At 59.6% G+C, this 21,597-nt stretch carries 23 protein-coding genes and 1 pseudogene; 14 read left to right on the top strand and 10 right to left on the bottom strand.

Going from position 1 to position 21,597, the window contains the following annotated elements; genetic code table 11:
• Nucleotides 1-102: 102 nt before the first annotated feature.
• From AB4090_RS07390 to AB4090_RS07380, 3 genes and pseudogenes are all read left to right on the top strand, one after another.
• Nucleotides 103-3,255, top strand: coding sequence for a type I restriction endonuclease subunit R (locus AB4090_RS07390; protein WP_369573231.1), 3,153 nt, complete (start codon nt 103-105; stop codon nt 3,253-3,255).
• Between the two features lie 568 nt (nt 3,256-3,823).
• Nucleotides 3,824-4,171 (top strand): annotated as a pseudogene (locus AB4090_RS07385) (M23 family metallopeptidase); the annotation flags it as partial.
• Nucleotides 4,168-5,022, top strand: a complete 855-nt coding sequence (locus AB4090_RS07380; protein WP_369573230.1) for a hypothetical protein — start codon at nt 4,168-4,170, stop codon at nt 5,020-5,022. The pseudogene AB4090_RS07385 and the gene AB4090_RS07380, both read left to right, overlap by 4 nt.
• Nucleotides 5,023-5,079: 57 nt before the next feature.
• On the opposite strand, the gene AB4090_RS07375 is transcribed toward AB4090_RS07380, so the two are convergent.
• On the bottom strand, nt 5,080-5,736 hold the full coding sequence (locus tag AB4090_RS07375) for a peroxiredoxin (protein ID WP_369573229.1): 657 nt from the start codon (nt 5,734-5,736) through the stop codon (nt 5,080-5,082).
• 120 nt (nt 5,737-5,856) lie between these two features.
• On the bottom strand, nt 5,857-6,291 hold the full coding sequence (locus tag AB4090_RS07370; RefSeq protein ID WP_369573228.1) for a Cd(II)/Pb(II)-responsive transcriptional regulator: 435 nt from the start codon (nt 6,289-6,291) through the stop codon (nt 5,857-5,859).
• Between the two features lie 76 nt (nt 6,292-6,367).
• Here AB4090_RS07370 and AB4090_RS07365 point away from each other — a divergent pair, with 76 nt between their 5' ends.
• Entirely contained in the window at nt 6,368-7,339 is a 972-nt protein-coding gene (locus AB4090_RS07365) for a cation diffusion facilitator family transporter (protein WP_369573227.1), read from the top strand.
• A gap of 6 nt (nt 7,340-7,345) precedes the next feature.
• Here AB4090_RS07365 and AB4090_RS07360 read toward each other — a convergent pair whose 3' ends face one another.
• The gene (locus AB4090_RS07360; RefSeq protein ID WP_369573226.1) at nt 7,346-7,795 is read right to left on the bottom strand and encodes a hypothetical protein; all 450 of its coding nucleotides are present in this window, start codon (nt 7,793-7,795) and stop codon (nt 7,346-7,348) included.
• Between the two features lie 166 nt (nt 7,796-7,961).
• Between AB4090_RS07360 and AB4090_RS07355 the strand changes: the two genes are divergently transcribed.
• Together AB4090_RS07355 and AB4090_RS07350 are read left to right on the top strand one after the other, a co-directional pair.
• On the top strand, nt 7,962-8,213 hold the full coding sequence (locus tag AB4090_RS07355) for an antitoxin (protein WP_369573225.1): 252 nt from the start codon (nt 7,962-7,964) through the stop codon (nt 8,211-8,213).
• Nucleotides 8,213-8,620: a type II toxin-antitoxin system VapC family toxin gene (locus tag AB4090_RS07350; RefSeq protein ID WP_369573224.1), complete on the top strand. Its 408-nt coding sequence runs from the start codon at nt 8,213-8,215 to the stop codon at nt 8,618-8,620. Before AB4090_RS07355 ends, AB4090_RS07350 begins: the two co-directional genes overlap by 1 nt.
• Here AB4090_RS07350 and AB4090_RS07345 read toward each other — a convergent pair.
• Nucleotides 8,577-8,903 carry a type II toxin-antitoxin system Phd/YefM family antitoxin gene (locus AB4090_RS07345; RefSeq protein ID WP_369573223.1) on the bottom strand — a complete coding sequence of 109 codons (327 nt, stop codon included), beginning with the start codon at nt 8,901-8,903 and terminating at the stop codon, nt 8,577-8,579. The two genes, AB4090_RS07350 and AB4090_RS07345, sit on opposite strands and share 44 nt — an antisense overlap.
• A gap of 161 nt (nt 8,904-9,064) precedes the next feature.
• Here AB4090_RS07345 and AB4090_RS07340 point away from each other — a divergent pair, with 161 nt between their 5' ends.
• The 8 genes from AB4090_RS07340 to waaA all read left to right on the top strand — a co-directional run bounded on the left by AB4090_RS07340 (nt 9,065) and on the right by waaA (nt 16,011).
• Entirely contained in the window at nt 9,065-10,171 is a 1,107-nt protein-coding gene (locus tag AB4090_RS07340) for a glycosyltransferase family 9 protein (RefSeq protein WP_369573222.1), read from the top strand.
• 3 nt (nt 10,172-10,174) lie between these two features.
• The gene (locus AB4090_RS07335) at nt 10,175-11,374 is read left to right on the top strand and encodes an O-antigen ligase family protein (protein ID WP_369573221.1); all 1,200 of its coding nucleotides are present in this window, start codon (nt 10,175-10,177) and stop codon (nt 11,372-11,374) included.
• Complete coding sequence (locus tag AB4090_RS07330; protein WP_369573220.1) at nt 11,371-12,150, top strand: glycosyltransferase family 2 protein; 780 nt, start codon at nt 11,371-11,373, stop codon at nt 12,148-12,150. The genes AB4090_RS07335 and AB4090_RS07330 overlap by 4 nt, the downstream gene beginning before the upstream one ends.
• Before the next feature lie 70 nt (nt 12,151-12,220).
• Nucleotides 12,221-12,505 carry a DUF1778 domain-containing protein gene (locus AB4090_RS07325; RefSeq protein WP_369573219.1) on the top strand — a complete coding sequence of 95 codons (285 nt, stop codon included), beginning with the start codon at nt 12,221-12,223 and terminating at the stop codon, nt 12,503-12,505.
• Entirely contained in the window at nt 12,502-13,026 is a 525-nt protein-coding gene (locus tag AB4090_RS07320; RefSeq protein ID WP_369573218.1) for an N-acetyltransferase, read from the top strand. The genes AB4090_RS07325 and AB4090_RS07320 overlap by 4 nt, the downstream gene beginning before the upstream one ends.
• Entirely contained in the window at nt 13,023-14,081 is a 1,059-nt protein-coding gene (gene waaC / locus AB4090_RS07315) for a lipopolysaccharide heptosyltransferase I (protein WP_369573217.1), read from the top strand. Before AB4090_RS07320 ends, waaC begins: the two co-directional genes overlap by 4 nt.
• Entirely contained in the window at nt 14,078-14,755 is a 678-nt protein-coding gene (locus tag AB4090_RS07310; protein WP_369573216.1) for a protein tyrosine phosphatase, read from the top strand. The genes waaC and AB4090_RS07310 overlap by 4 nt, the downstream gene beginning before the upstream one ends.
• Nucleotides 14,755-16,011, top strand: a complete 1,257-nt coding sequence (gene waaA / locus AB4090_RS07305) for a lipid IV(A) 3-deoxy-D-manno-octulosonic acid transferase (RefSeq protein ID WP_369573215.1) — start codon at nt 14,755-14,757, stop codon at nt 16,009-16,011. Before AB4090_RS07310 ends, waaA begins: the two co-directional genes overlap by 1 nt.
• Before the next feature lie 38 nt (nt 16,012-16,049).
• Here the strand turns inward: waaA and ovoA are convergent, their stop codons facing one another.
• From ovoA to AB4090_RS07275, 6 genes are all read right to left on the bottom strand, one after another.
• Nucleotides 16,050-18,170, bottom strand: a complete 2,121-nt coding sequence (ovoA, locus tag AB4090_RS07300) for a 5-histidylcysteine sulfoxide synthase (protein ID WP_369573214.1) — start codon at nt 18,168-18,170, stop codon at nt 16,050-16,052.
• Nucleotides 18,171-18,270: 100 nt separating this feature from the next.
• Nucleotides 18,271-19,671, bottom strand: coding sequence for an MFS transporter (locus AB4090_RS07295; RefSeq protein ID WP_369573213.1), 1,401 nt, complete (start codon nt 19,669-19,671; stop codon nt 18,271-18,273).
• A gap of 103 nt (nt 19,672-19,774) precedes the next feature.
• Nucleotides 19,775-20,254, bottom strand: a complete 480-nt coding sequence (gene trmL, locus AB4090_RS07290) for a tRNA (uridine(34)/cytosine(34)/5-carboxymethylaminomethyluridine(34)-2'-O)-methyltransferase TrmL (protein WP_369573212.1) — start codon at nt 20,252-20,254, stop codon at nt 19,775-19,777.
• Nucleotides 20,251-20,973 (bottom strand): double zinc ribbon domain-containing protein, encoded by a 723-nt coding sequence (locus tag AB4090_RS07285; RefSeq protein ID WP_369573211.1) that lies wholly within the window; start codon nt 20,971-20,973, stop codon nt 20,251-20,253. The genes trmL and AB4090_RS07285 overlap by 4 nt, the downstream gene beginning before the upstream one ends.
• Nucleotides 20,974-20,998: 25 nt before the next feature.
• Nucleotides 20,999-21,394: a PIN domain-containing protein gene (locus AB4090_RS07280; protein WP_369573210.1), complete on the bottom strand. Its 396-nt coding sequence runs from the start codon at nt 21,392-21,394 to the stop codon at nt 20,999-21,001.
• On the bottom strand, nt 21,381-21,596 hold the full coding sequence (locus tag AB4090_RS07275) for a type II toxin-antitoxin system VapB family antitoxin (RefSeq protein WP_369573209.1): 216 nt from the start codon (nt 21,594-21,596) through the stop codon (nt 21,381-21,383). Before AB4090_RS07275 ends, AB4090_RS07280 begins: the two co-directional genes overlap by 14 nt.
• Nucleotide 21,597 lies beyond the last annotated feature (1 nt).

Here is a 21,597-nt window from a genome sequence, read left to right as displayed (position 1 = left end):
TTGCTGCCAACAATACCGAAGCCAACCGAATTAGGTCAAGGTTTATTTCACGCAAATCGGATCGGTCGCTAATCACCACCAGGGGGGTGTAGAGGTTCCAACATGCTGAACGAACAACAACTCGAAGACCTTTGCATAGCCTGGTTTCAGGAAACCGGCTGGCAGTTTGTGCATGGGCCGGACATTGCGCCCGACGGTGTGAACCCGGAACGCGCCGATTATCGGCAGGTGATCCTGCGCGACCGGCTGCTGGCAGCCCTGGCGCGCATCAACCCGCAGATTCCTGCCGCCGCGCTGGAGCAGGCCGCGCACAGGCTGCAAACCCTCAGCGAGCCGCAGGCGGTGGTGCGCAACCGCAGTTTTCATCGGCTGCTGCTCTCGGGCGTGGCGGTGGAGTTCTCGGTGGGCGAGGAAAAGAAGACGGATCTGGTGCACCTGATCGACTTCGCCAACCCGCAGCACAACGAATTTCTGGTCATCAATCAGTTTACGGTCACCGGCACCAAACAAGCTTGGCGGCCTGATCTGGTGGCATTTATCAACGGTCTGCCATTGGTGGTGATCGAGTTAAAGAACCCGGCTAACGAACAAACCGATATTTGGGATGCCTTCAACCAGTTGCAGACCTACAAGGACGAGATCGGCGACTTGTTCAACAGCAACGCGGCGTTGGTGGTCAGCGATGGCTGGACGGCGCGGGTGGGTTCGCTCACAGCCAATGCCGAACGGATGCTGCCCTGGCGCACTATTGCCCATGAGGATGACCGCCCCCGCCTGCAATGGGAGCTGGAAACCGTGGTGCGCGGCTTTTTCGCGCCCGAGTTGTTTCTCGATTACATCCGTCACTTCGTGCTGTTCGAGCAGGATGGCGACAGCATCGTCAAGAAGATCGCGGGCTACCACCAGTTCCACGCCGTGCGCGAGGCGGTGCGCGCCACGGTGATTGCGGCCAGTTCGCCCGACAAGGGAAGGCTTGCGGTGCGGGAAGAGCGCGCCACTTACGGTAAAGAGGTCAAGCCGGGTTCGCGCAAGGCCGGCGTGGTGTGGCACACGCAGGGCTCGGGCAAGAGCATCACTATGGCCTGCTACGCTGGCAAGCTGCTGCAACAGCCAGAAATGAAGAACCCCACGCTGGTGGTGGTGACCGACCGTAACGATCTGGATGGTCAGTTGTTTGCCACCTTCAGTGCGGCCAGCGACTTGCTCAAAACCACGCCATTGCAGGCGGGCAGCCGCGATGAATTACGCGAAATGCTGGTCTCGCGCCAGGCGGGCGGCATCATTTTCACCACGGTGCAGAAATTTGCCTTGCTGGATGACGAGGACGAACACCCGCTGCTGTCCGACCGATCCAATATCGTGGTTATCTCGGATGAAGCGCACCGCAGCCAGTACGGCACCAAGGGGCGTTTTGATGAGAAAACGGGAAAGTATGTGTTCGGCTATGCCAAGCATCTGCGCGATGCGTTGAAAAACGCCACCTTCATCGGTTTTACCGGCACCCCGATTGCGCTGGAGGATAAGGACACGCGCGCGGTGTTTGGCGATTACGTCAGCATCTACGATATTCAGGATGCGGTGGACGATGGCGCGACGGTGCCCATCTACTTTGAGAGCCGTTTGGCCAAGCTGGATGTGAAGCAGGCTGAGATCGACGCGCTCAACGAGCAGGTCGATGAGGTGGTGGAGGACGAAGAGGACCTCGCCAGCCGCGAAAAAACCAAGAGCGAATGGGCCGCGCTGGAAAAACTGGTGGGTGCCGCGCCGCGTTTGGCACAAGTAGCCAAGGATTTGGTCGAGCACTTCGAGACGCGCACCGAGGCCATCGACGGCAAGGCCATGATCGTGTGCATGAGCCGCGATATTTGCGCGCATTTGTATAACGCCATCGTCAGCCTGCGCCCGGATTGGCACGATGTTGACCCCGAGAAGGGCGCGATCAAGGTGGTCATGACTGGCTCCGCAGCCGACAAGGAGCTGTTGCAAGCGCACCTATACAGCAAGCAGGTGAAAAAGCGCTTGGAAAAGCGTTTCAAGGATGCCAAAGACCCGCTCAAGCTGGTGATTGTGCGCGACATGTGGCTGACCGGCTTTGATGCGCCGTGCTGCCACACCATGTATGTGGACAAGCCCATGAAGGGCCACAACCTGATGCAGGCCATTGCGCGGGTGAACCGGGTGTTCAAGAACAAGCCGGGCGGCCTGGTGGTGGACTACATCGGCATAGCCAACGAACTGAAGGCGGCACTCAAGACCTACACCGAAGCCAAGGGCAAGGGCGACCCCACACACAATGCCGCTGAGGCTCTGGCCGTGTTGCTGGAGAAAATGGACATTGTGCGCGGCATGATGCACGGCTGCGACTACAGCGGGTTTGAAACCCGTGCGGCGGCACTGCTGGTGCCCTGCGCCAATCATCTGCTGGGTCTGAAGGATGGCAAGCAGCGTTTCCTCGACACCATGACGGCGGTGACCAAGGCGTACACGCTGTGTGGCACGCTGGATGAGGCTGCCGCGCTGCGCAAGGAGATCGCCTTCTTCTCCGCCATCAAGGCGGCCATCACCAAGTTCACCACGGTGGACAAGAAGCGGTCCACCGCAGAGAAAAACAGCGCGCTGAAGCAGATTCTGGACAACGCCATCATCGCCGACGGCGTGGCCGACATTTTTGCGCTGGCGGGCCTGGACAAGCCGAACATCGGTTTGCTGTCGGATGAGTTTCTCGAAGATGTGCGGCAGATGGAAAGTAAAAATCTGGCAGTCGAACTGCTGGAAAAGCTGCTGCGCGACGAGATCAAAGCGCGGGCGCGCAACAACGTGGTGCAGGAAAAGAAGTACGGCGAGCGGCTGCTGGAGACCCTGCGCAAATATCACAACCGTGCCATCGAGACAGCGCAGGTCATTGAAGAGTTGATCCAGATGGCCAAGGAATTCCAGGCCGTGCTGGAGCGCGAAGCCGCGCTGGGCTTGGGTCAGGACGAGATTGCCTTTTATGACGCTTTGGCCAACAACGAAAGCGCGGTCCGTGAGCTAGGTGATGACATCCTGAAAAAGATTGCCATTGAAATCACCGAAAAACTCCGAGCCAGCACCACAGTGGATTGGCAGGTGCGCGAAAGCGTGCGTGCCAAACTGCGGATTCTGGTGCGGCGTACTTTGCAAAAGTGGAAATACCCCCCGGATCAGCAGCCCGAGGCAGTGGAGCTGGTGCTACAGCAGGCAGAGTCCCTGGCGGATCTGTGGTCTGTTCCATGATGCCAGTTGGCCGGGGTGGCAACGGGCACGCCGTCGGTGGCCCCGCCACGGCTTCAATGTCGCGCTTTCCCCTCCGGAGCATGGGGGTTCTGGGCGGTCGCCCCCCCCCTTGTATATGGGCCAGGTCTGAATCTTGAGAGCGATACCCTTGGCGCCAATCCATCGTACTCTAAACTCATTTGTAATATACTGATATAAAAGAATAAAATAAACGATCCGAAAAAATTGACCCATCGCCCCGCCATGACTATCTTCTGGACATATAACTAATAGGCAACGTGGGGAGCGACATGGAGTGGAAATGGTATGGCGCTGCCGGCGCCCAAAAATTGCACTGCGCCCATCCCATCAAAGGTGGAGGGGATCATTGGCACCACTGTCGCGACTACAGCAATATCGTGACGGGATATCGCTATGTCTCGCCCTATGGACCGAGGGAATATAATAATCATAGCTATCATCATGGTGTGGACCTAGCCCAGGCGCCTGGCACCCCCATTCGCGCGCCCTTCGATGGGATTGTAGTGGGAACTATACGCGATAATGGTAAAAAAATGGCCCTGGAAACTACCTGGTTTTGGAGCATTACCTGCCCGATGGGAGGGTCTTTGTCACCCGTTACCTGCACTTACTCAACGCTCCCAAACTTAAAAAGGGACAGCTGATCAAGGCCGGAAGCGTGATTGCTCAAGTGGGGGGATCGGGAGGGCATCCTCCCCACCTGCACTATGAAGAAAGATTGTCTCCCATAGTGTGGAATGATAGCGCCCATCGGGCACAGGCAATGGCAAACATGAGCGGTACAGCCCAAAACGTAATTCCACTAACCAGGACCCCAATGGAAGCATTTACAGCCAGCATAGACATCAACCCGGATCGTGATTGTATTAGCGAGGACTGGAGGGCAACAAGATGAAAACCTTGATAATTATTCTGTTGGCGCTGTTGTGCATCCCCAATGCAGGCGCCAGCAGCCTGGTCCAAAATAGGTCATCCAATCCACAAGTCTTGCCAGAACACGGATACACTAGCACACCAAAACTAGGGCATCCAGACGAAAGAATCATCAATAATGATCACACAATAAATGAAACTGTTTTGTCACTTCCAGAACCAATAAAAATGTACTTCGTAAATGTTATTAGATCTAACAATAAAGTAAAAACAGAAACCGACATGGGTTGGTTTGACTTGTTCACCGAGCTCGTCACGAAAAGTCCAGGCCAGGATATCTATTTGCATGTCATGGCCCACTATCCAGACATAGTCATTGCTTACACCGGATCTGTGCCTAAAAAAACCTGGCCCCTGGATGTCATGATACTTCCCAGAACGCTACTACGAGATATGGATTACGAAATTATAAAGTCGCCAAAAAAACCGGTGCCGTTGGACAGGCTGGTTGCTACTGCTGGTAGCTTTACTTGGATATTAGTACCGAAGAATGCAGCCCCGCTGAAAAAAGGTAAGGCTGTCTATGAACAAAACTACGGATATGGATTTTCTGACACTTTATGCGCTGGCTGTCACCTGACCCGTCCGCAATTTTACCCACGGGTGTGGCAAGGGGCAGAGGTCTTTGCTGCCTCGCGACCAGAGCAGATACATAAGGACAAGTACGGAAACCTGCTTTGGCCAGCGCAAGAAAGCCGCGACGTCATCTTCGCCCTTCTCGTTAATCCTAGAACGGGCGCCATACGCGCCGCCGACCCGGCGGATGTGGCCTGCACCTATAGCCGGGAAGATGCCAGCAATGACCTCGACTGACGTCGTTACAAAAAACCCCGGCACAGGCCGGGGTATGTTTAGCAAGATGACGCTGTCTTACTGCTTCGGCGCCTTGGCGTAGCGCAGGTAGGGGAGCTTGATGTCGATGGCCCCAAACTTCTCCTTGGCCTGCTCGTCGGTCAAGGACAGGGCGACGATGACGTCCTGGCCGGGAACCCAGTTGGCCGGGGTGGCAACGGGCACGCCGTCGGTGGCCTGGATGGCGTCCAGGGCGCGGAGGATTTCGGCAAAATTGCGACCCACGGACATGGGGTAGGACATGGTCAGGCGTACCTTCTTGTCCGGCCCGATGATGAACACCGTGCGCACGGTGGCGGTGTTCTTGGCATCACGCTTTTCGGGTAGATAGGCCTCGGCGGGGAGCATGTCGTAGAGCTTGGAGACGTGCAAAGAGGTGTCGTCGATGATGGGGAAGTCCGCCGGTGCCCCGGCCATGGCTTCAATGTCGCGCTTCCACTTTTTGTGCTCCTCGACGGTGTCTACCGAGACACCCATGACCTTGGTGTTGCGCTTGGCAAACTCGGGGGCCAGTTGGGCTACGGCGCCGAACTCGGTGGTGCAGACCGGGGTAAAGTCGCGGGGGTGGGAAAAGAGGATGGCGTAGCTGTCGCCGATCCATTTATGCAGATTCAACTCACCCGCCGTGGAGTCTACGGTGAAATCGGGGGCTACATCATTGATACGAATAGACATGAAACGCTCTCCTCAAAATGAATCCAGTGAACAACTGCTCTCGGTGCATCAGCACAAGCATAGTCTAATACGTGCCAAGACGGATTGTAAATAGTCTAAATATAAACTAAGTAGATGTTATTAGGAGGGCACTGTTCCGTGACAGACACAGTCGGCGCCCTGGGCCGCTGCTCGCAACTCTTGGAGGATGCCGCACTCCTGATGGGGGTGCTCGCCGCTGCAACTGTTGCGCAACTGGCGCAGGCGGGTAGCCAGGGTTTGCAAAGACTCCAAGCGCTCCTGCACCCGCGCCAACTGGGTATCGATGAGCTGCTCCACCGCATGGCCGTTGGCCTCGGGGTGGCTCAGCAGCTGGAACAGGGCCTGAATATCTGCCAGGGGCATATCCAAGTCCCGGCAGTGGCGAATGAAGGCCAGACGCTCCTGGTGGAGCGGCCCGTAGGTTCTGTAGCCATTGGCCTGACGACTGGGCGCGGGCATTAGACCCAGGCGCTCGTAATAGCGAATGGTCTCCGTCTCCACACCCGTGGCGGTGGCTAACTCTCCAATACGCATCTACCCCCCCCCTTTTTACTTTGAAGTGGCTACAAGGTTTTTAATCAGCATAATCGAATTTTTCAGGAACTGCGAGATGAGCGAGCACTCCCACCATGACCATGACCATGACCATGACCATGACCATGACCACGGACACCAGCACGGGGGGCATGGTCACCACCATGCCCCCAAGAGCTTTGGCCGCGCCTTTGCCGTCGGTGTCACCCTCAACCTGGGTTTTGTGATTGCCGAGGTGGTCTTTGGGTTCTGGGGGGACTCCCTGGCCCTGATTGCCGATGCGGGGCATAACCTCAGCGACGTGCTCGGCCTGCTCATGGCCTGGGGCGCCAGCCACTTGGCCCGGCGCCTCCCCAGCGCCCGCTTTACCTACGGTCTACGGGGTGCCTCCATCCTCTCGGCCCTGGGTAACGCCATTTTTCTCTTGCTGGTGACGGGCGCCATTGTCTGGGAGTCGGTGCTCCGTCTGCTCCATCCCGAGCCTGTGTCAGCGCCCATCATGATTGTCGTCGCCGCCATTGGGGTGCTCATCAACACCGCCACTGCCTTGATGTTCATGGCCGGGCGCAAAAATGACCTCAATCTGCGCGCCGCCTTTCTGCATATGGCGGGCGATGCCGCCTTGTCCCTGGGGGTGGTCCTCACCGGTGTGCTGATCCTTTTTACCGGCTGGCTCTGGCTGGAGTCTGCCGTGAGTATCGTCATCAGCGCCTTTATTGTCCTCTTTACCTGGGGCCTGCTGCGGGAGTCGGTGGGCCTGGCCTTGGATGCTGTGCCCCCCGGGATTGAAGGGACGGCGGTGCGCCAATGGCTGCTGGAGCAGCCGGGGGTGACTGCGGTCCACGACCTCCACATCTGGGCCATGAGCACTACGGAAACCGCCCTCACGGCCCATCTGGTCATGCCCGATGGCGCCCCCGGCGATCCCTATCTCCACCAATTGGCCGAGGCCCTGGAGGCCCGCTTCCAGATCCATCATCCCACCTTGCAAGTGGAGACCGGCGCCGTTGGTCATGCCTGTGCCCTAGCCCTCGACGACCGGGTTTAGCCGAGTCTAATGGGGAGGATTCTGGGACGGATCGGCTGCGCTGCCGGGGTCAGATTGCAGGGTGTTGATGGCCTGCAGGTGCAAAATCTTCAACAGGCGTTCCACCAAGGGGTAGAGAATCACCGCCGAAACCGCCAAGTACACCACCCCACTGTAAAGGGCGTAGGCGCTGGCAAAGAGCTTGGCGCCGGTGCCATTGAGGCTCGATACGGGGCCCATGCCGCTGAGAATCATGCTGGCATTGAGCAGGCTGTTGATCCAACTCAGGCCAGCGATGGCGTGATAACCAAACACCCCAATCCCCAGGGAAAACCCCAAGAACCCCGTAGCCACCGCAACATAGCGCAGAAGCCGCGAGCGAAACTCCCGCGCCGGACGCAGGCGCAGGGGATGATCGAGCCGCAAGGTGATCGGCAGCTCTGCGAATCCTTTAGCAAATTTCATCTGACTACTCATGGTGTCCTCCTGACTATACGCGGTTCGTTATCCTAACAGTTTGGAGCCAGTGGGGGACTTTTCCAGTGCTTGGGGCTAACAGTCCTCGACCCGCGCGTTGGCAGTCACTGAGGGCGGTGGTATGCTTTTGGATATATATCAGCCATCCATCTGACTTGGAGGATGTATGCAAACAGCCAAAATTTTCATGACTGGGCGCAGTCAGGCAGTGCGATTGCCTTTGGAGTATCGGTTTGATGCCAAGGAAGTCTACATTCGCCGAGACGCGGTAACGGGAGACGTGATTCTGTCGCGTCGCCCCGGATCTTGGGACGCTTTCTTTGCGTTAGACGCCACAACGGACGTGCCAGAAGACTTTATGAGTGAGGCCGATCGTTGTCAGGGGGCGCAGGCCCGTGACCCCTTTGGAGACTTATGATGCTTTATCTGCTGGACACGAACATCGCCAGCCACATCATCAAAGGGGATATTCCTCAAGCAAGAGAGCGATTGGTCGCGGTACCAATAGATTGGCTGGCAGTGTCGGTGATTACACAGGCTGAACTGCTATATGGGGTTGCCCGGCGCGGGCATCCTCAAGGCTTGACCCTGCGGGTTCGGGAGTTTTTGTCGCGCGTGTCGATATTGCCTTGGGAGTCTGGTACGGCGGAAACCTACAGCGAATTGCGGACGGTGTGCGAACGAATCGGCGTCACTCTGGCACCGATGGATATGATGATCGCTGCACACGCAAAGCACCTGATGGCGCACCAGGCAACTCTGGTAACGCGAGACAAGGTCTTTAGCCGGGTACCGGATTTGACTGTGGAGGATTGGACAGTGTAGCCGCCAACCTGGTGCGGCCCCAATGATACGCGATTTTCTCGTCGATGTTCAGCAGGCTGTAGTCACGTTCGAAGTTGATGTCGTCGTGTCCGGCCAGCGGTGAGTTGCGCATGAAGTCCACCAGAGACTGTTCGTTACCAGACAGGCGATCAAACAGTTCCCGCGATACCACTACCGCGACAGAACGACCGTGCAGGGTGATGTCCTGGGGGCCCTCCCGTGCCGCGTGCTTGACCAGTTCCGAGAACCGCGCCTTGGCGGTTTGCATTTGCCAACTGTGCATGATCGTTTCCTCAACGACTTGATGAGTCTGACTTGATAGAGCTGAAATATACAGGGACTTTGGGCCTGTGGCCAAAGGGTATTTGCATTCTGCAGTGCTTTGAAAGGGTTCCGGAGCATGACAGCAACCAGCGGGCTCCGTATCATGGATGCCCTTGATCCATGACTTGGGGAGAAGTGCGGATGCGTCGCCGATTGTCTGGACCGCCCCGGCGCATTGTCCTGATCAAGGCGCACAGCGCCGGGGTGGGGGATATCCTGCGCAGTTCTGCGGCCTGGGCGACGCTCAAAAAGCGTTGGCCGGATGCGGAACTGCACTTGATCTTTCTGACCCGTTGGCCGGGTTACCCCAGTGAATCCCTGATTGCCGGCCACCACCTCTTGCGCAGCGCCCATTTTTTGCCGTTGCGGGAGGGCCGCTGGCTGGGGATGCGGGGGGTGGGGCCGACGGGTTGGCGGACGCTGCTGCCGGAGTTGCGGCGTTTGGCCCAGAAGATCCGACCGGACCTGATCATCGACCATGAGCCCCATGGCTTGGAAAGCACCGTAGCAACGCGCATCCTGCGCGCCTATAGCCCCGGCGCGGTGACGGTGGGTGTCGCCCAGGTGCCGGGCCGCGGGGCGCTCTACGACATGGCGGGCCCGAGTTTTGGCCGTTACGCCAAGGAGCGGGGCCTGCCTGATCCCATGGACTACACCCATCGCGACTTTGCGGCCCTGGCGGCGCTGGGGCTGGAGCGGGACGGGCAGGGCATTGTCCTGAAAGTTGGCCCCGAAGGGCGCGCTTGGCAATCGGCCCATCCCCGGTTGCCAGGGGAGTGGCGCATTGGGCTTAACATTGGCTGCGGCACACCCGATGCCCTACCCAAGCGGCCCGATTTGGATTTGTTGGTGGAAGCCCTGAACCCAAGCGCCTTTCCGCAGTCATTTTCCCTGTGGCTGACGGGGGCGGCCAATGAAGCCGAGATCAACGACGAGTTCTTACGTCGGTATCGGCAGCGTTGGGGGGATGCCGTCCCCCTACACAACTTGGCGGGGGCGGGTTCTTTGGTACTGCTTACCGGCATTATTGCCAGTTGTGACGTCTTTCTCTCCAGCGATTCAGGCCCTTACCATATGGCTGTGGGTCTGGGAAAGGCGACGATGGCCCTCTTTCGCTGGGCCAATCCCGAGCACTATCATGTGGCCGCAGGTCTCAAGGTACTGGTCGACCCCAGTGCAAAGCAGATTAGCGACGCCCTTCACTGCCTATTGCCCCTACCCGAGTAAACCATGCGCCTGCGTATTCCCGATCCCTGGATGTTTAGCCTGTACGCCCTGCCGCTTTTTTTCTTTCCCTTGAGCACCGCCGGCTCGGGCATTGCCATGGGGTTATTGATTGTAGCCTATGGTCTCAGTGGTCATTGGCGCGACTGGCGCGCTATTGGCGAGCGCGGATGGTGGCTGCCCTGGCTCTTGTTGATGGCGTGGACGGCAATTGGCTTGCTGTGGACGAGCAATATGTTTTTCGGGCAAAAGGTCACGGTCTCTACTTTCGACGCCATCTTTGCCTTTATGGGGGCGACTTTGCCCTGGCGCGAGCGTTGGGTGAAGTGGGTGATTCGTTGGTTCTTGGCCGGGATTTTTATTAACGAATTGCTGGCATTTTTGATGACTTGGAAAATTCTGCCTTGGCAAAATACCGACTGGATCCCCTACACTGGATTTTGCGACCATATCTTCTTATCGCTGGTGCTTGCCCATGCGATATTGTGGTTGGTATATGACCAAAAGCAGCAATGGAATTTCCCGCGTTGGGCCAATTGGCTGTTGATTGTCGTTTTTGCCCTGCAAATGGCCCTGACCCCAGGGCGCTCGGGGCAACTCCTCTTGGTGCTGTTGCTGCCGGTGGCTTTGTTTATCCTCTATCCCGGGCGTTGGCGTTGGGCTGTACCCGTAGTGGGTGTGCTGGCGGCGGTGGGGTTGTTTGCCATCCCGGATTTGCGCGCCCATTTTCTGGTGGGTATTCAGGAGTTGCAGCATTTCTCTCCAGCGCAAGCCGACGTACATAGTAGCTGGGGGATTCGTCTGGTCGCCATGTGGGGGGGGCTGGTCTTGTTCTGGATGCATCCCTTGTTTGGCGTGGGTACCGGCAATTTCTATCCCGCCGTGATGCAGTTGCAGGCGCAGCATGTGATTCCTGCAACCGGAGATTTTGTGATGAATACCGCTGCCAACAGTTATATCAGTGAGGCGGCAAGTCTGGGGATTATCGGTTTGCTACTCTTTCTCTGGGTACTGTGGGCCATTACGCGCGAATCTTGGCGGGCGCGCTGGACGCCACAGGGGTGGTTTGCCTTGACCTATGTGGCGATTTTTTTGATTGGCGGCCTGTTCGACTCCCTGAGCTGGGGCTATGCCGATGCAGTGAATATTGCTTGGATGGCCGGTCTGCCCTTGTTGATGCGCTGGTCACCCAAGGCCATGCCGTGAACCGACTACCCTTGTCGGTAGTGTATGTGGCGCAGAACGCGGCGGCCGTCCTGCCGCGTTCCCTTGCGAGTGTGCAGGGCTGGGCAGATGAAATTGTGGTGGTGGATGGGGGCTCTTCGGATGCGACGCGCGAGATCGCCGAAGGGTTTGGGGCGCGGGTAATCGATCGGCCTTGGGCGGGCTTTGCGGCGCAGCGACAGTTTGCCGTGGAGCAAGCACAGCAGGACTGGGTGCTCATGCTCGATAGTGATGAGGTGCTGCGCCCCGAAGGGCGAGAGGCCATCCAAGCTACCCTTATGGCACCTAGCCAGGCTGCCTACCGTCTGCGCCGGTGCAGTTCCTTTCATGGACGGCGGATTCGTCATGGCGACTGGGCCCAGGACACGGTACTGCGCCTTTTTGACCGGCGGCGGGGCCGCTACGACCTGACAGAAACGGTGCACGAGTCCTGGCATTGTGAGGGGCCCGTGGGCGACTTGGGGGTCATGGCCCTGGATCATTATTCCTACACCGATTACGCCCAGCTCCTCGGTAAAATGCAACAATACGCCCAACTCAACGCGCAAAAGGTCTACGCCCGGGGCAGGCCGGTAGCGGCCTCCGCCCCCATGTCCCACGCTATGGCGGCATTTCTGCGCACCTATTTGCTGCGCCTGGGTTTTTTGGATGGCGTGGACGGCGCGGCCATTGCCTGGACGACCGCCCTGGGGGCCTTTATGAAATACGCCATCGCCCGGGAGATGCAGCAGGGGCAGGGCCTGTCCGACGGGCACTGAAGACGTTATCGACGCCGTCGGGTTGGTTACCGTACAATGACCGTACTTTTTGGGCGCGGAGGGATGCAAGATGCCATCGGTTTTGGACAAGAACGACCGTATCGACATACGCCTACCGGCGGCCCTCAAGCAGCGCCTGGGGCGGGCGGCCTCACATCTGGGAATGCCCTTGTCCGTGTTTTTGCTCTCTGCCGCCGTGGAACGGGCGGATCAGATCATTGATGAGGCGGAGAACCTGACCCTGTCGGCACGGGACTGGGAGGCCTTTGTGCAAGGTCTGGATGATGCGGAGCGGGAGCGTCCGCGCTTGGCAGCCGCGGCCCAACGCTATCGCGGGCGGGCCTCTGCTCCATGATTCCAGCCACCGGATGGCGGGTGGAAGCCTTGCAGGATCATCACCATCGGCAGGACTTTCGCTGTGGCGAGGCGGCGTTGGATGACTGGTTGCAACGCTATGGCGGGCAGAGCCAGAAAAGTGGATTGGCGCGCAGCTTTGTGGCGGTGGAGGATGCGGCGCCAACGCAAATCGTCGGCTATTACGCCCTGAGTGCTGGAGCCATTGATAAGACCTGTTTTCCTGCTGCCTTTGCCCGCCGCTTTCCGCGCTTTCCCCTGCCGGTAGTCCGCCTCGCCCGTTTGGCTGTGGCCTTGGGCCGCCAGGGCGAGGGCTGGGGCGAGGCCCTCCTGATGGATGCCCTGTACCGGTCCTTGCAGGTCGCCGGTGCGCTGGGTTTCGTCGCCCTTTTGGTAGATGCAAAGCACGAGACTGCCCGGCGCTTTTATGGTCGTTATGAGTTCGACACCCTCCCCGATCATCCCCTAACCCTATGGATTCCTCTCCGGGCCATTCGGCAGCTATTCGCGGATCGGCAATGAAACTCCTGCTTGTTCGCCTCAGCTCCCTGGGCGATGTGCTGCATACTTTGCCGGCCCTGACGGACCTGCATAGGGCGCGGCCGGAGCTGGAACTGCACTGGTTGCTGGAGCCGGGCTTTGCCGCCATTGCCGCTTGGCATCCGGCGGTGGCGCGGGTGCTGCCGTTTTCCTTGCGTCAGTTCAAGGGGCGTTGGCGAGGGCTTCCCAAGGCCTTGGTGGAATTACGTCGGGAGCTGCGAACGGCGGGCTACGCGGGCGTGCTGGACAGTCAGGGGCTCTACAAGAGCGCATTGCTGGCCCGTTTGGCGGGGGCTCCGGTGTGGGGGCTGGACCGGCAGAGCGCGCGCGAGCCGGGGGCCAGCCGGCTCTACACGCGGCGCTTTGCGGTGCCTTGGGGGCAGCCGGCCATCCTGCGCAATCGTCAGCTTTTTGCCCAGGCCCTGGGCTATGGCCTCCCCAATGAGCAGCCGGATTATGGCCTGGCGGCGGTGGCGGAGGCTTGGCGTCGGATGCCCCTGTCCGCACCCTGGGCAGGGCTGACGGCGCAGCCTTTTGTGATCGGCTTTCACGCCACCTCCCAGGCGTGGACCAACAAGGAGTGGCCTGTGCAGCACTGGCAGGCGCTCGCCCGACAATTGGCAGCGGCAGGCCTGCGCCTGCTGCTGCCCGCCGTCGACGCGCGGGAGCGGAGCCGGGTAGAATCCATTGCCAAAACATCGGATAACGTGCTGCCCTTGCCGGCGGCGGGGTTGGAGGAGTTGGCCATGGTGATGGTGCGGGCGCAGGCCTTTGTGGGGATGGATACGGGGCTTTCGTATCTGGCTGCGGCCTTGGGGGTGCGGGGGGTGACCCTTTATGGGCCGACGGCGCCGGAGCAAGGGGTAGAGGAGGGACGCTGGCCCACGCTGGTCAGCGGGGAGCCTTGTGCCCCCTGCGGGACGGTGCGCTGCCGTCGGATCAGTTCGGCGGGAGAGCCCATCCCCTGCCAAGAGTCTTTGCTACCCCAGTCGCTATGGTCGGCCTTGGCCCTCCTGCTGGAGATCGCACCCCAATGAGCATCAGCTCCCTCAGTCCCGCCGACTATCGGCGTTTCCGTCGCCATCAGTTCTGGACCGATCACGGGGTCTTTCGGGAGCTGTTCTATGCCAACTTTCACCAGATTGCGCCGGGGGTCTACCGCTCGGCGCAGCCTTCTCCGGCGCAACTGCGGCGTTGGCACGCCCAAGTGCCCTTACGTACCGTGCTTAACGTTCGTTCTCCGGCGCCCCACGAGCCCCATTACCGCTTGGAGCAGGACATCTGCGATCAACTGGGCATTCGCCATCTGCCCCTGCAAGGCTTTGGGTCCCGCGACCTGCCCGAGCGTGAACGCTTGTTGGCGGCCCTGGAGCTCTTCCCGCAACTGGAACGGCCCCTGCTCATCCATTGTAAGTCGGGGGCGGATCGGGCGGGGCTGATCTCCGCCCTGTATGTCTGGCAGGAATGCGGCTGGTCCTTGGAGCAGGCGCGGCAACAGTTGCGGCTCTGGCCTTACGGGCACATCCGCTACGCCAACACCGGCATTCTCGACTGGTTTTTGGCCCAGGTCGCGGCGGCGGGCGGAAACGCGGCAGGCTTCGACCTGCGCCAGTGGGTGGCCACCGCCTATGACCGCGAGGCCCTGCTGGCGAGCTTTCGGCCTTGGTATCGGCTCGATTGGGTCACCGACCGCCTGCTGCGCCGCGAGTAATGTTGCGCCGCCTCTACGCCGTCCTGCTCTGGCTGCTGACGCCTGCGGTGCTGGGCTTTACCCTATGGCGGGCCTGGCGGCGGCCCAGCTATCGGGCATTTTGGTGGCAGCGTTTCGGCCTTGTCCCCCGGCGCCAGGATCGGCCCTTGTGGATTCACGCCGTGAGTGTGGGGGAGGGGATTGCCGCCCTGCCCCTGATCCATGCCCTGCAACAACGCCATCCCGAGTTGCCCATCCTGGTCACCAGCACCACCCCCACGGGTCGGGCGCTGCTGCGTGCGCGTCTGGGTGATACCGTCACCCAGCTCTATCTGCCCTACGACCTGCCGGGCGCGGTGGCGCGCTTCTGGCGCCGCCAGCAACCGCGCCTGGGCCTGCTCATGGAGACGGAGCTCTGGCCCAATCTGCTGGCTACAGCCCGACATCAGCGGGTGCCCGTCCTGCTCCTCAATGCACGGCTCTCGGCCCGGTCTTTGCACGGCTACCAACGCTTTGCCGGGCTTTTCGCCCCGGCCCTGGCGGGGCTGGACCTGGTGGCGGCGCAGTCGCCGGCGGATGCCGAGCGCTTTGCCCTACTGGGGGCGCAGCACGTAGCCATGCTGGGTCAGCTCAAACTCGATCTGGAGATCAGCCCGGCGCAACGGGAGCGGGGGAGGCAGTGGCGGGAGTGCTTTGGCATCCGCCCAGTCTGGGTTTTTGCCTCCACCCATGGGGGGGAAGAGGCAATGGCTGCCGCAATCTTGCCGCGCCTGCGCGAAGCAGTGCCCAGCCTGCTGCTGGTCCTCATCCCCCGCCACCCCGAGCGCGGCGAGGCCATCGCCAAGCTGATGGAGACTGCGGGCTTGCGCGTGGCCCGGCGCAGCCAGGGGCAGGAACCCGATCCGCAGATGGGAGTATTTTTGGTGGATACCCTGGGGGAGGTGGTGGATTTTTGCGCCGCCGCCGATGTGGTGAGCATGGGGGGGAGCTTTGTGCCCCATGGTGGGCACAATCCGCTGGAGCCGGCGGCTTTGGGCAAAGCGATATTGGTAGGGCCATACATGGATAATTTTCAGAGCCTAAACGATGACATGCTCAGCGCCGGCGCCATCGAGCGTTGTACCGATGAAGATGCGCTTTTGACGGCCCTACGACATCTGCTGCAAGACCCGCCAGCGGCGCTGGCGCTAGGTCAACGCGCCGCAGACTGGTTTGCCGGACAACGCGGCGCCTTGGAACGCTCGTTGCAACGCATTCAAGATTATGTAGGGTCTTAGTCTTGGTACAACGCTGCTCGGCGACCTAGTCGAATCACTCACGCGCGTTTGCTCCACACGCTAACCTGGGCAATGCTGTGCTGGTATTTACGTGCGGTTTCGCGAATGACGAAGGGCAGATCTTGCGGGTAGTCGGGGTGCAGATCAAACTGCTCTGCCAGAATCGAAAGTAAGCCCTGCAGGGTGTCCAGGGTCTCGCCATTGCGACGCATGCCGCCAATCCAGCGCTCCTTGGGGGTAAACTCCTCCAGCCATGTGTATGGTGAGCTGATTACCAGCATTCCTCCGGGACGGATGCGTTCGCCAATACCGCGCAAGAATTTCTCCGGATTACTGAGGCGATCGATCAGATTGGCGGCGACGACCAGGTCGAAGTCACGGTGTACCGGCTTGAGATTGTTGGCATCACCCTGCACGAACTGGCAGCGAGGCGCGGTCTCTGCCAGCCCTAGGACCCGCAGGTCGGCCCAGTGATGACTCTGCAGTTCCCCTTCTTCGGTAATGGCGTACGGAAAACGGTGTTTTTCCTGCAGGCGCGCCGCCACCTGTACGAAACGGGTGGAGAAATCGATGCCGACTACTTCCTCAGCGCGTGTGGCCAAGGCAAAGCTGCTGCGACCCACAGAACAGCCAATGTCGAGGGCTCGACGTAGGGGGCGATTACCCCAGGCACGCAGGGCAAGATCGGCAATGGCTTGGGCATAATTCGCCACACCAAAGTACTCCGGGCCAAAATGAAAATGGCAATACTGCGCCACGGCGGTATCGGTTTCGTAGATGGGCACTTCCGGCCGGAGGTTGTCTGAGTGCACATAGCGGAAGCCGGCATGTTGAAAGAAATGACGCCGGAAGGCGTAGCGCGCCTCGATCTGGGTCTCGTTGCCAAGGCTAATGAAGGAGCCGCCCTTCATCAAATTGTGGCGCTGGTCGAAGGTGGGGACAGTGAAGTCGTCGTAGTACGGATGTACGCGGAAGCCATCGAAGGGGTAGATGGGCGTCTCCGTCCATTGCCAGACATTACCGACTACGTCGTAAAAGTCACCGTGGCGATGCCGATCCACCGGGCAGGGCGAGGCACCGTGGGCAAGACCGATCTGCGCTGGCGCCATCTCACCCCAGCTATCGTTGTCGGCCAGGCCCGAAAGGTCACGCAGACGACGCCATTCGTCCTCACTTGGCAGGCGCAGACTCTGCCCTGTCTGAGCAGATTTCCAGCGGCAGAAGGCTGCAGCCTCGTGATAGTTGACCTCCACCGGCCAGACCCAAGGCATGGGCCGCTCCTCGGCGATCAGGCGTAGCCGCCAGCCACCCGCATCGTGTACCCAAAAGGTCGGGTACTCGGCGCGACTGAAGCGACGCCACTCGTCCCCCTCGTTGCTCCACCAGTGTGATTCCCGGTAGCCGCCATCCTCGACAAAGGCGAGGAATTCGCCGTTGCTGACGAGGAATTCGCTGGCGGCAAAGCCCTGTAAGTCCTGTTCGTGGTAGCCGTACTCATTGTCCCAACCGTAGCGTGGGGCATCCTCTGCCTTACCCAGGCGCACTCGCCCAGCTGCCACTGCGCGCAAGTGATTTTGTGGAAATTCTTTGGCTCTTCGATCTAGGGGCGCTGGCGTAAAGGCCGCTACCGGGCGCACCCGTGCCAAAGGTAGCTGGCGCATCAGTACCGAACTGGTCTCGATGTGGATGTTTTCGTGTTCGATGCCCATCAGCACTGCCCACCAGGGCGAGTCCCAGGTAATTGGCAGGTCCAGGGGCAGGCGGCTGATCACGCTGTCGACCATCTCCCGCACTTGATTGCGATAGGCGCGTACCCGTTCCACGCTCGGCCAATCGTAGTGGGTCTCGTCGAGATCGTCCCACGACATTTCATCAACGCCCACGGCAAATATCGACTCCAGATCTGCGTCGATATGTTGATCGATCAGGCCAGCAACGAGAAATTTGTTGGTATAAAAGGTGGCTGCATGGCCAAAGTAAAAAATCAGGGGATGACGCAGAGAAATTGCTTTCCCAGTCCATGCTGCGGGGTCGCGCAAGTGCTCGAACAGGGTTTCGTTAAGGCTGAAGGTTTGATGAAAGACCCGGCGAATTTCTTCGCGCTTTTCTTCGCTGCGCTGGCCATCCAGACGCAAAGGGTGAATCCGCATTCCGCTCATTAAGTGCCCTCCCGATGTAGAACCAGTATAACACAAGATACCGGTCGGTCGGAAAACAAAAACCCCGCGTAAGCGGGGTTTTTGGCACTAACTGCGGGACTCAGACGTGCGCTGGGTTCGAATGCTTCATCGGTACGACCGTGTCTTCGCCACTTACCTCTTCCAGAGTTTTGCCGCTGGGTTCGGGGATGAAGAATACGGTCAACAAGAGACCCGCAAGGGCAAAGAAGAAGGTAATCATCAGCGTGCCGTGCAGCCCAAAGTCATGCAGCAAGACGGGAAAGAGGAAGGCACCAATGAAGGCGCCAACCTTGGCTGTTCCCGCCGAAATCCCGTGTCCGGTAGTACGCAGGTTGACCGGAAAGACCTCGCCTGCAATGACGAAGGTGGTGGTATTAGGGCCATACTCCGCAAAGAAATAGGACAGGCCATAGATGACCAGAAAGACGCCGATGGACTCGGAAATCAGCGGGAAAGCGCCAATGAGCAGGAACATCAAACCCATCATGAAAAAGCCGAGCATTTGCAGGGTCTTGTGGCCGATGCGGTCGATCGTAAAGGCGGCCAGGAAATAGCCGGGGACGGCCGCTACGGCAAAGACAATCAGGCTCAGCGCTGTACTCTGGATGACATCGGCATGGGGGGCTAGGCGATGCATGATCATTGGTGTCGAGATGGTATTGCCATAGTAGGCGTAGTCAAAAACGAACCAACTGCCGGCCGTACCGAGCAGGGTAAGCAGGTATTTGGACAAGGGCTGCTTAATGATCTTGGTTTCCGGCTTTCTGGCTACGGCGGTACCCAGACTGAAGGAGGCCAGCTCGCGCGCGGCTGCCTCGCTGTCGCCCTTCACCCGCGCCAACCAGCGGGGGGATTCGGGCAGCGTGCGGCGAATATAGATCACTGCCAGGGCAGGTAAGGCACCGAGGCCGAGCATCAGGCGCCAGGCAAGGTCATGATTCACCCCAGCGGCAAGTAGGGTCAAGGCAACCACGGGGCCGGTGACCAAGCCGATGGCCTGCGCAGAAAAGACCAGGGACACCATACGTCCGCGCGATTTGGCATTGGCATATTCCGACATCAACACCGCCGACATCGGATAATCGCCGCCAATGCCCAGCCCCAGGATGATGCGCGCGATAATCAGCACGCTGACATTGGGGGCGACGGCAGAGAGCAGTGCGCCGATGGTCATAAGCAGGGCTTCCAGACCGTAAATCTTTTTGCGTCCGAGCTTGTCGGCGAGGATGCCGAAGAAGTACGCGCCGACGAAGGTGGCAATAAGAGAGATGGCGCCGACCAGCCCCACCTCGTCGGGGCTCAGGTGCCATTGTTCCTTGATCAGCACCAGGGCGGTACCGATGATGAAGAGATCATAGGCTGAGGTGAAAAAGCCCATGGAGGAGGCCCAGATGGCCTTCAAGTGAAAGGGACTAAAGGTGGCGGTGTTTAGGGCGCTGGCGATATCGCTATCGCTCACCGCGGTGGCGGTGTTGCTCATGGTGTGACCTCCTGCAGTTTGCGGCAGTGTATGTATCGGCAAACTGAGTCTACAACTTGTTTGTGACAGTATGATGAAGCTTTTGTGACACTTTTATGACAAGTTACGTCCCGCCGGGGTAACCCAGTTGTCGCCAGGCCTCGAATACTGCAATGGCACAGGAGTTGGAGAGGTTGAGACTGCGCTGCCCAGTACGCATGGGTAGACGCAATAGTCGCTCGGCGGGGAAGCTGGCGAGAATATGGTCTGGCAGGCCGCGGGTCTCTGGGCCAAAGAGCAGGACATCGCCTGGCGCAAAACGGGCTTGGGCAAAGCTCCCCGGCGCGCCCTTAGTGCTGAAGGCGAGGATCCGTCGCCCGGCAAATGGCGTCGCGCAGTCTTCCCAGGAGGCGTGGTGCTGCACCTCGGCAAATTCATGATAATCCAGGCCTGCGCGGCGCAGGCGTCGATCATCCCAGGCAAAGCCGAGGGGCTCAATCAGGTGCAATCGTGCGCCAGTGTTGGCACAGAGACGGATGATATTGCCGGTATTGGGCGGGATCTCCGGTTGGTAGAGCACGAGATCGAGAAAGACGTCGCTCATAAGGCACGCGCCAGTATCCACAAATCAACGCGTTCGACACCGTGTGCCTTGAGTAATCGAGCCAAAGCCTCCGCGGTACTGCCGGTGGTCAATACGTCATCCACCAGCGCTACGTGTGCCGGCAATTGTGCCCGCACGGCAAAAGCGGACCGCAGGTTGGCGCGACGCTGGTCACGGCTGCCCCCGACTTGGTGCGGGGTATTACGCACCCGCCGCAGGACGTCGCGTCGTGCTATGCCATAGTGACGCCCCCAGTGCTGCGCGAGCAGCATCGCCTGATTGTAGCCACGCTCACGCAGGCGGGCTGGATGCGCAGGTACCGGCAGCAGTGCATCTGGCTTCGCTGGCGCCGCGTCCGCCCAGGCTTCGATCCAGGCGTTGGCCAGCGGCCGGGTCCAATCCAGGCCCGCATGGAATTTCCAGGCGCTGATGGCCTCTGCCAGGGGTGTCGTGTAGACAAAGGGGCAAAACGTATAGTCGTAGCTTGGCGCTTCGACACTGCAGACCGGGCAGTCGCCATCATCATTCACCGGTAAGGCGCACCAACTGCAGCGATCTGCTGGCAGGCGCGGTAGTTCCCGCAAGCAGTCTGCACAAATCGCAGCCCCAGGAGCGGAGCAGAAACGGCAGTTTTCCGGTAGCAACCAGGACGCCAGGCGCCTACTGCCATTACCCCAAAATTCTCGCCCCTGCGATCCGATAATCCTTGTCAGCAACACAGTTCCCCAAAATGATGTGCGATCATCAAAAAGCCAACAACTGTAAGCGTTCCTCGATCTTGGCGATCTGTGCAAAGTCGCGATCGTTTGTGAGCAGTGGAATCTTATGCTCTACGGCGCTTTGTGCAATCAGGCAGTCATGCGGGCTGCGCGGCGTAACACCCGCCCAGCGGCAGCGCGCATATAGTGCGCCAGCATCAGAGAAGGTGCTCCGGGTTGGCATCAATACCGGAATCGCACCAAAATAACTGCGTAATTTTGCGAGTTGTGCCGCGCCGCGTGCGCCCATCAGGATTTCCTGCTCTGTGACCGGGCTCAGCACTACCTCGTCTTCGTCGATCAGGCGATCAAGCTGCAGCGTCGCCGGATGGTTTCCTGCGCGTAGCCAATCGATCCACACCGAGCTATCAACCAAGATCACGGGTCATGCCGGCACGTACGCTGGCTACGTCGTAATCGGGCGCTAGAAGACCTTGCCCGACCAACTCGCGCAGGCGTCGTTGCGCATGACGCGCGACCAGTTCGCGCAAGGCTAGGTCGACAACCGCTTTCTTGCTCCGCACCCGCGTTACCCGCATGGCTTCATCAATCAGCTTGTCATCCAGAACAATATTGGTGCGCATG

This window comes from Acidithiobacillus sp. IBUN Pt1247-S3 (assembly GCF_041146875.1).
In the GTDB taxonomy this organism is placed as follows: Bacteria; Pseudomonadota; Gammaproteobacteria; order Acidithiobacillales; family Acidithiobacillaceae; genus Igneacidithiobacillus.
The sequence above is the reverse complement of the archived record's forward strand: the minus strand, read 5'-3'. Positions and strand labels throughout refer to the sequence as shown.

Bases quoted from the DNA above. Each gene is read 5' to 3' on its own strand.
- AB4090_RS07345 (WP_369573223.1), bottom strand. From the start codon at position 8,903: ATGCACAGTTGGCAAATGCAAACCGCCAAGGCGCGGTTCTCGGAACTG.
- AB4090_RS07335 (WP_369573221.1), top strand. From the start codon at position 10,175: ATGCGCCTGCGTATTCCCGATCCCTGGATGTTTAGCCTGTACGCCCTG.
- AB4090_RS07310 (WP_369573216.1), top strand. From the start codon at position 14,078: ATGAGCATCAGCTCCCTCAGTCCCGCCGACTATCGGCGTTTCCGTCGC.
- waaA (WP_369573215.1), top strand. From the start codon at position 14,755: ATGTTGCGCCGCCTCTACGCCGTCCTGCTCTGGCTGCTGACGCCTGCG.
- AB4090_RS07380 (WP_369573230.1), top strand. From the start codon at position 4,168: ATGAAAACCTTGATAATTATTCTGTTGGCGCTGTTGTGCATCCCCAAT.
- trmL (WP_369573212.1), bottom strand. From the start codon at position 20,254: ATGAGCGACGTCTTTCTCGATCTCGTGCTCTACCAACCGGAGATCCCG.
- AB4090_RS07355 (WP_369573225.1), top strand. From the start codon at position 7,962: ATGCAAACAGCCAAAATTTTCATGACTGGGCGCAGTCAGGCAGTGCGA.
- AB4090_RS07370 (WP_369573228.1), bottom strand. From the start codon at position 6,291: ATGCGTATTGGAGAGTTAGCCACCGCCACGGGTGTGGAGACGGAGACC.
- ovoA (WP_369573214.1), bottom strand. From the start codon at position 18,170: ATGAGCGGAATGCGGATTCACCCTTTGCGTCTGGATGGCCAGCGCAGC.
- AB4090_RS07350 (WP_369573224.1), top strand. From the start codon at position 8,213: ATGCTTTATCTGCTGGACACGAACATCGCCAGCCACATCATCAAAGGG.
- AB4090_RS07360 (WP_369573226.1), bottom strand. From the start codon at position 7,795: ATGAGTAGTCAGATGAAATTTGCTAAAGGATTCGCAGAGCTGCCGATC.
- AB4090_RS07295 (WP_369573213.1), bottom strand. From the start codon at position 19,671: ATGAGCAACACCGCCACCGCGGTGAGCGATAGCGATATCGCCAGCGCC.
- AB4090_RS07375 (WP_369573229.1), bottom strand. From the start codon at position 5,736: ATGTCTATTCGTATCAATGATGTAGCCCCCGATTTCACCGTAGACTCC.
- AB4090_RS07275 (WP_369573209.1), bottom strand. From the start codon at position 21,596: ATGCGCACCAATATTGTTCTGGATGACAAGCTGATTGATGAAGCCATG.
- AB4090_RS07365 (WP_369573227.1), top strand. From the start codon at position 6,368: ATGAGCGAGCACTCCCACCATGACCATGACCATGACCATGACCATGAC.
- AB4090_RS07390 (WP_369573231.1), top strand. From the start codon at position 103: ATGCTGAACGAACAACAACTCGAAGACCTTTGCATAGCCTGGTTTCAG.
- AB4090_RS07320 (WP_369573218.1), top strand. From the start codon at position 12,502: ATGATTCCAGCCACCGGATGGCGGGTGGAAGCCTTGCAGGATCATCAC.
- AB4090_RS07325 (WP_369573219.1), top strand. From the start codon at position 12,221: ATGCCATCGGTTTTGGACAAGAACGACCGTATCGACATACGCCTACCG.
- AB4090_RS07340 (WP_369573222.1), top strand. From the start codon at position 9,065: ATGACTTGGGGAGAAGTGCGGATGCGTCGCCGATTGTCTGGACCGCCC.
- waaC (WP_369573217.1), top strand. From the start codon at position 13,023: ATGAAACTCCTGCTTGTTCGCCTCAGCTCCCTGGGCGATGTGCTGCAT.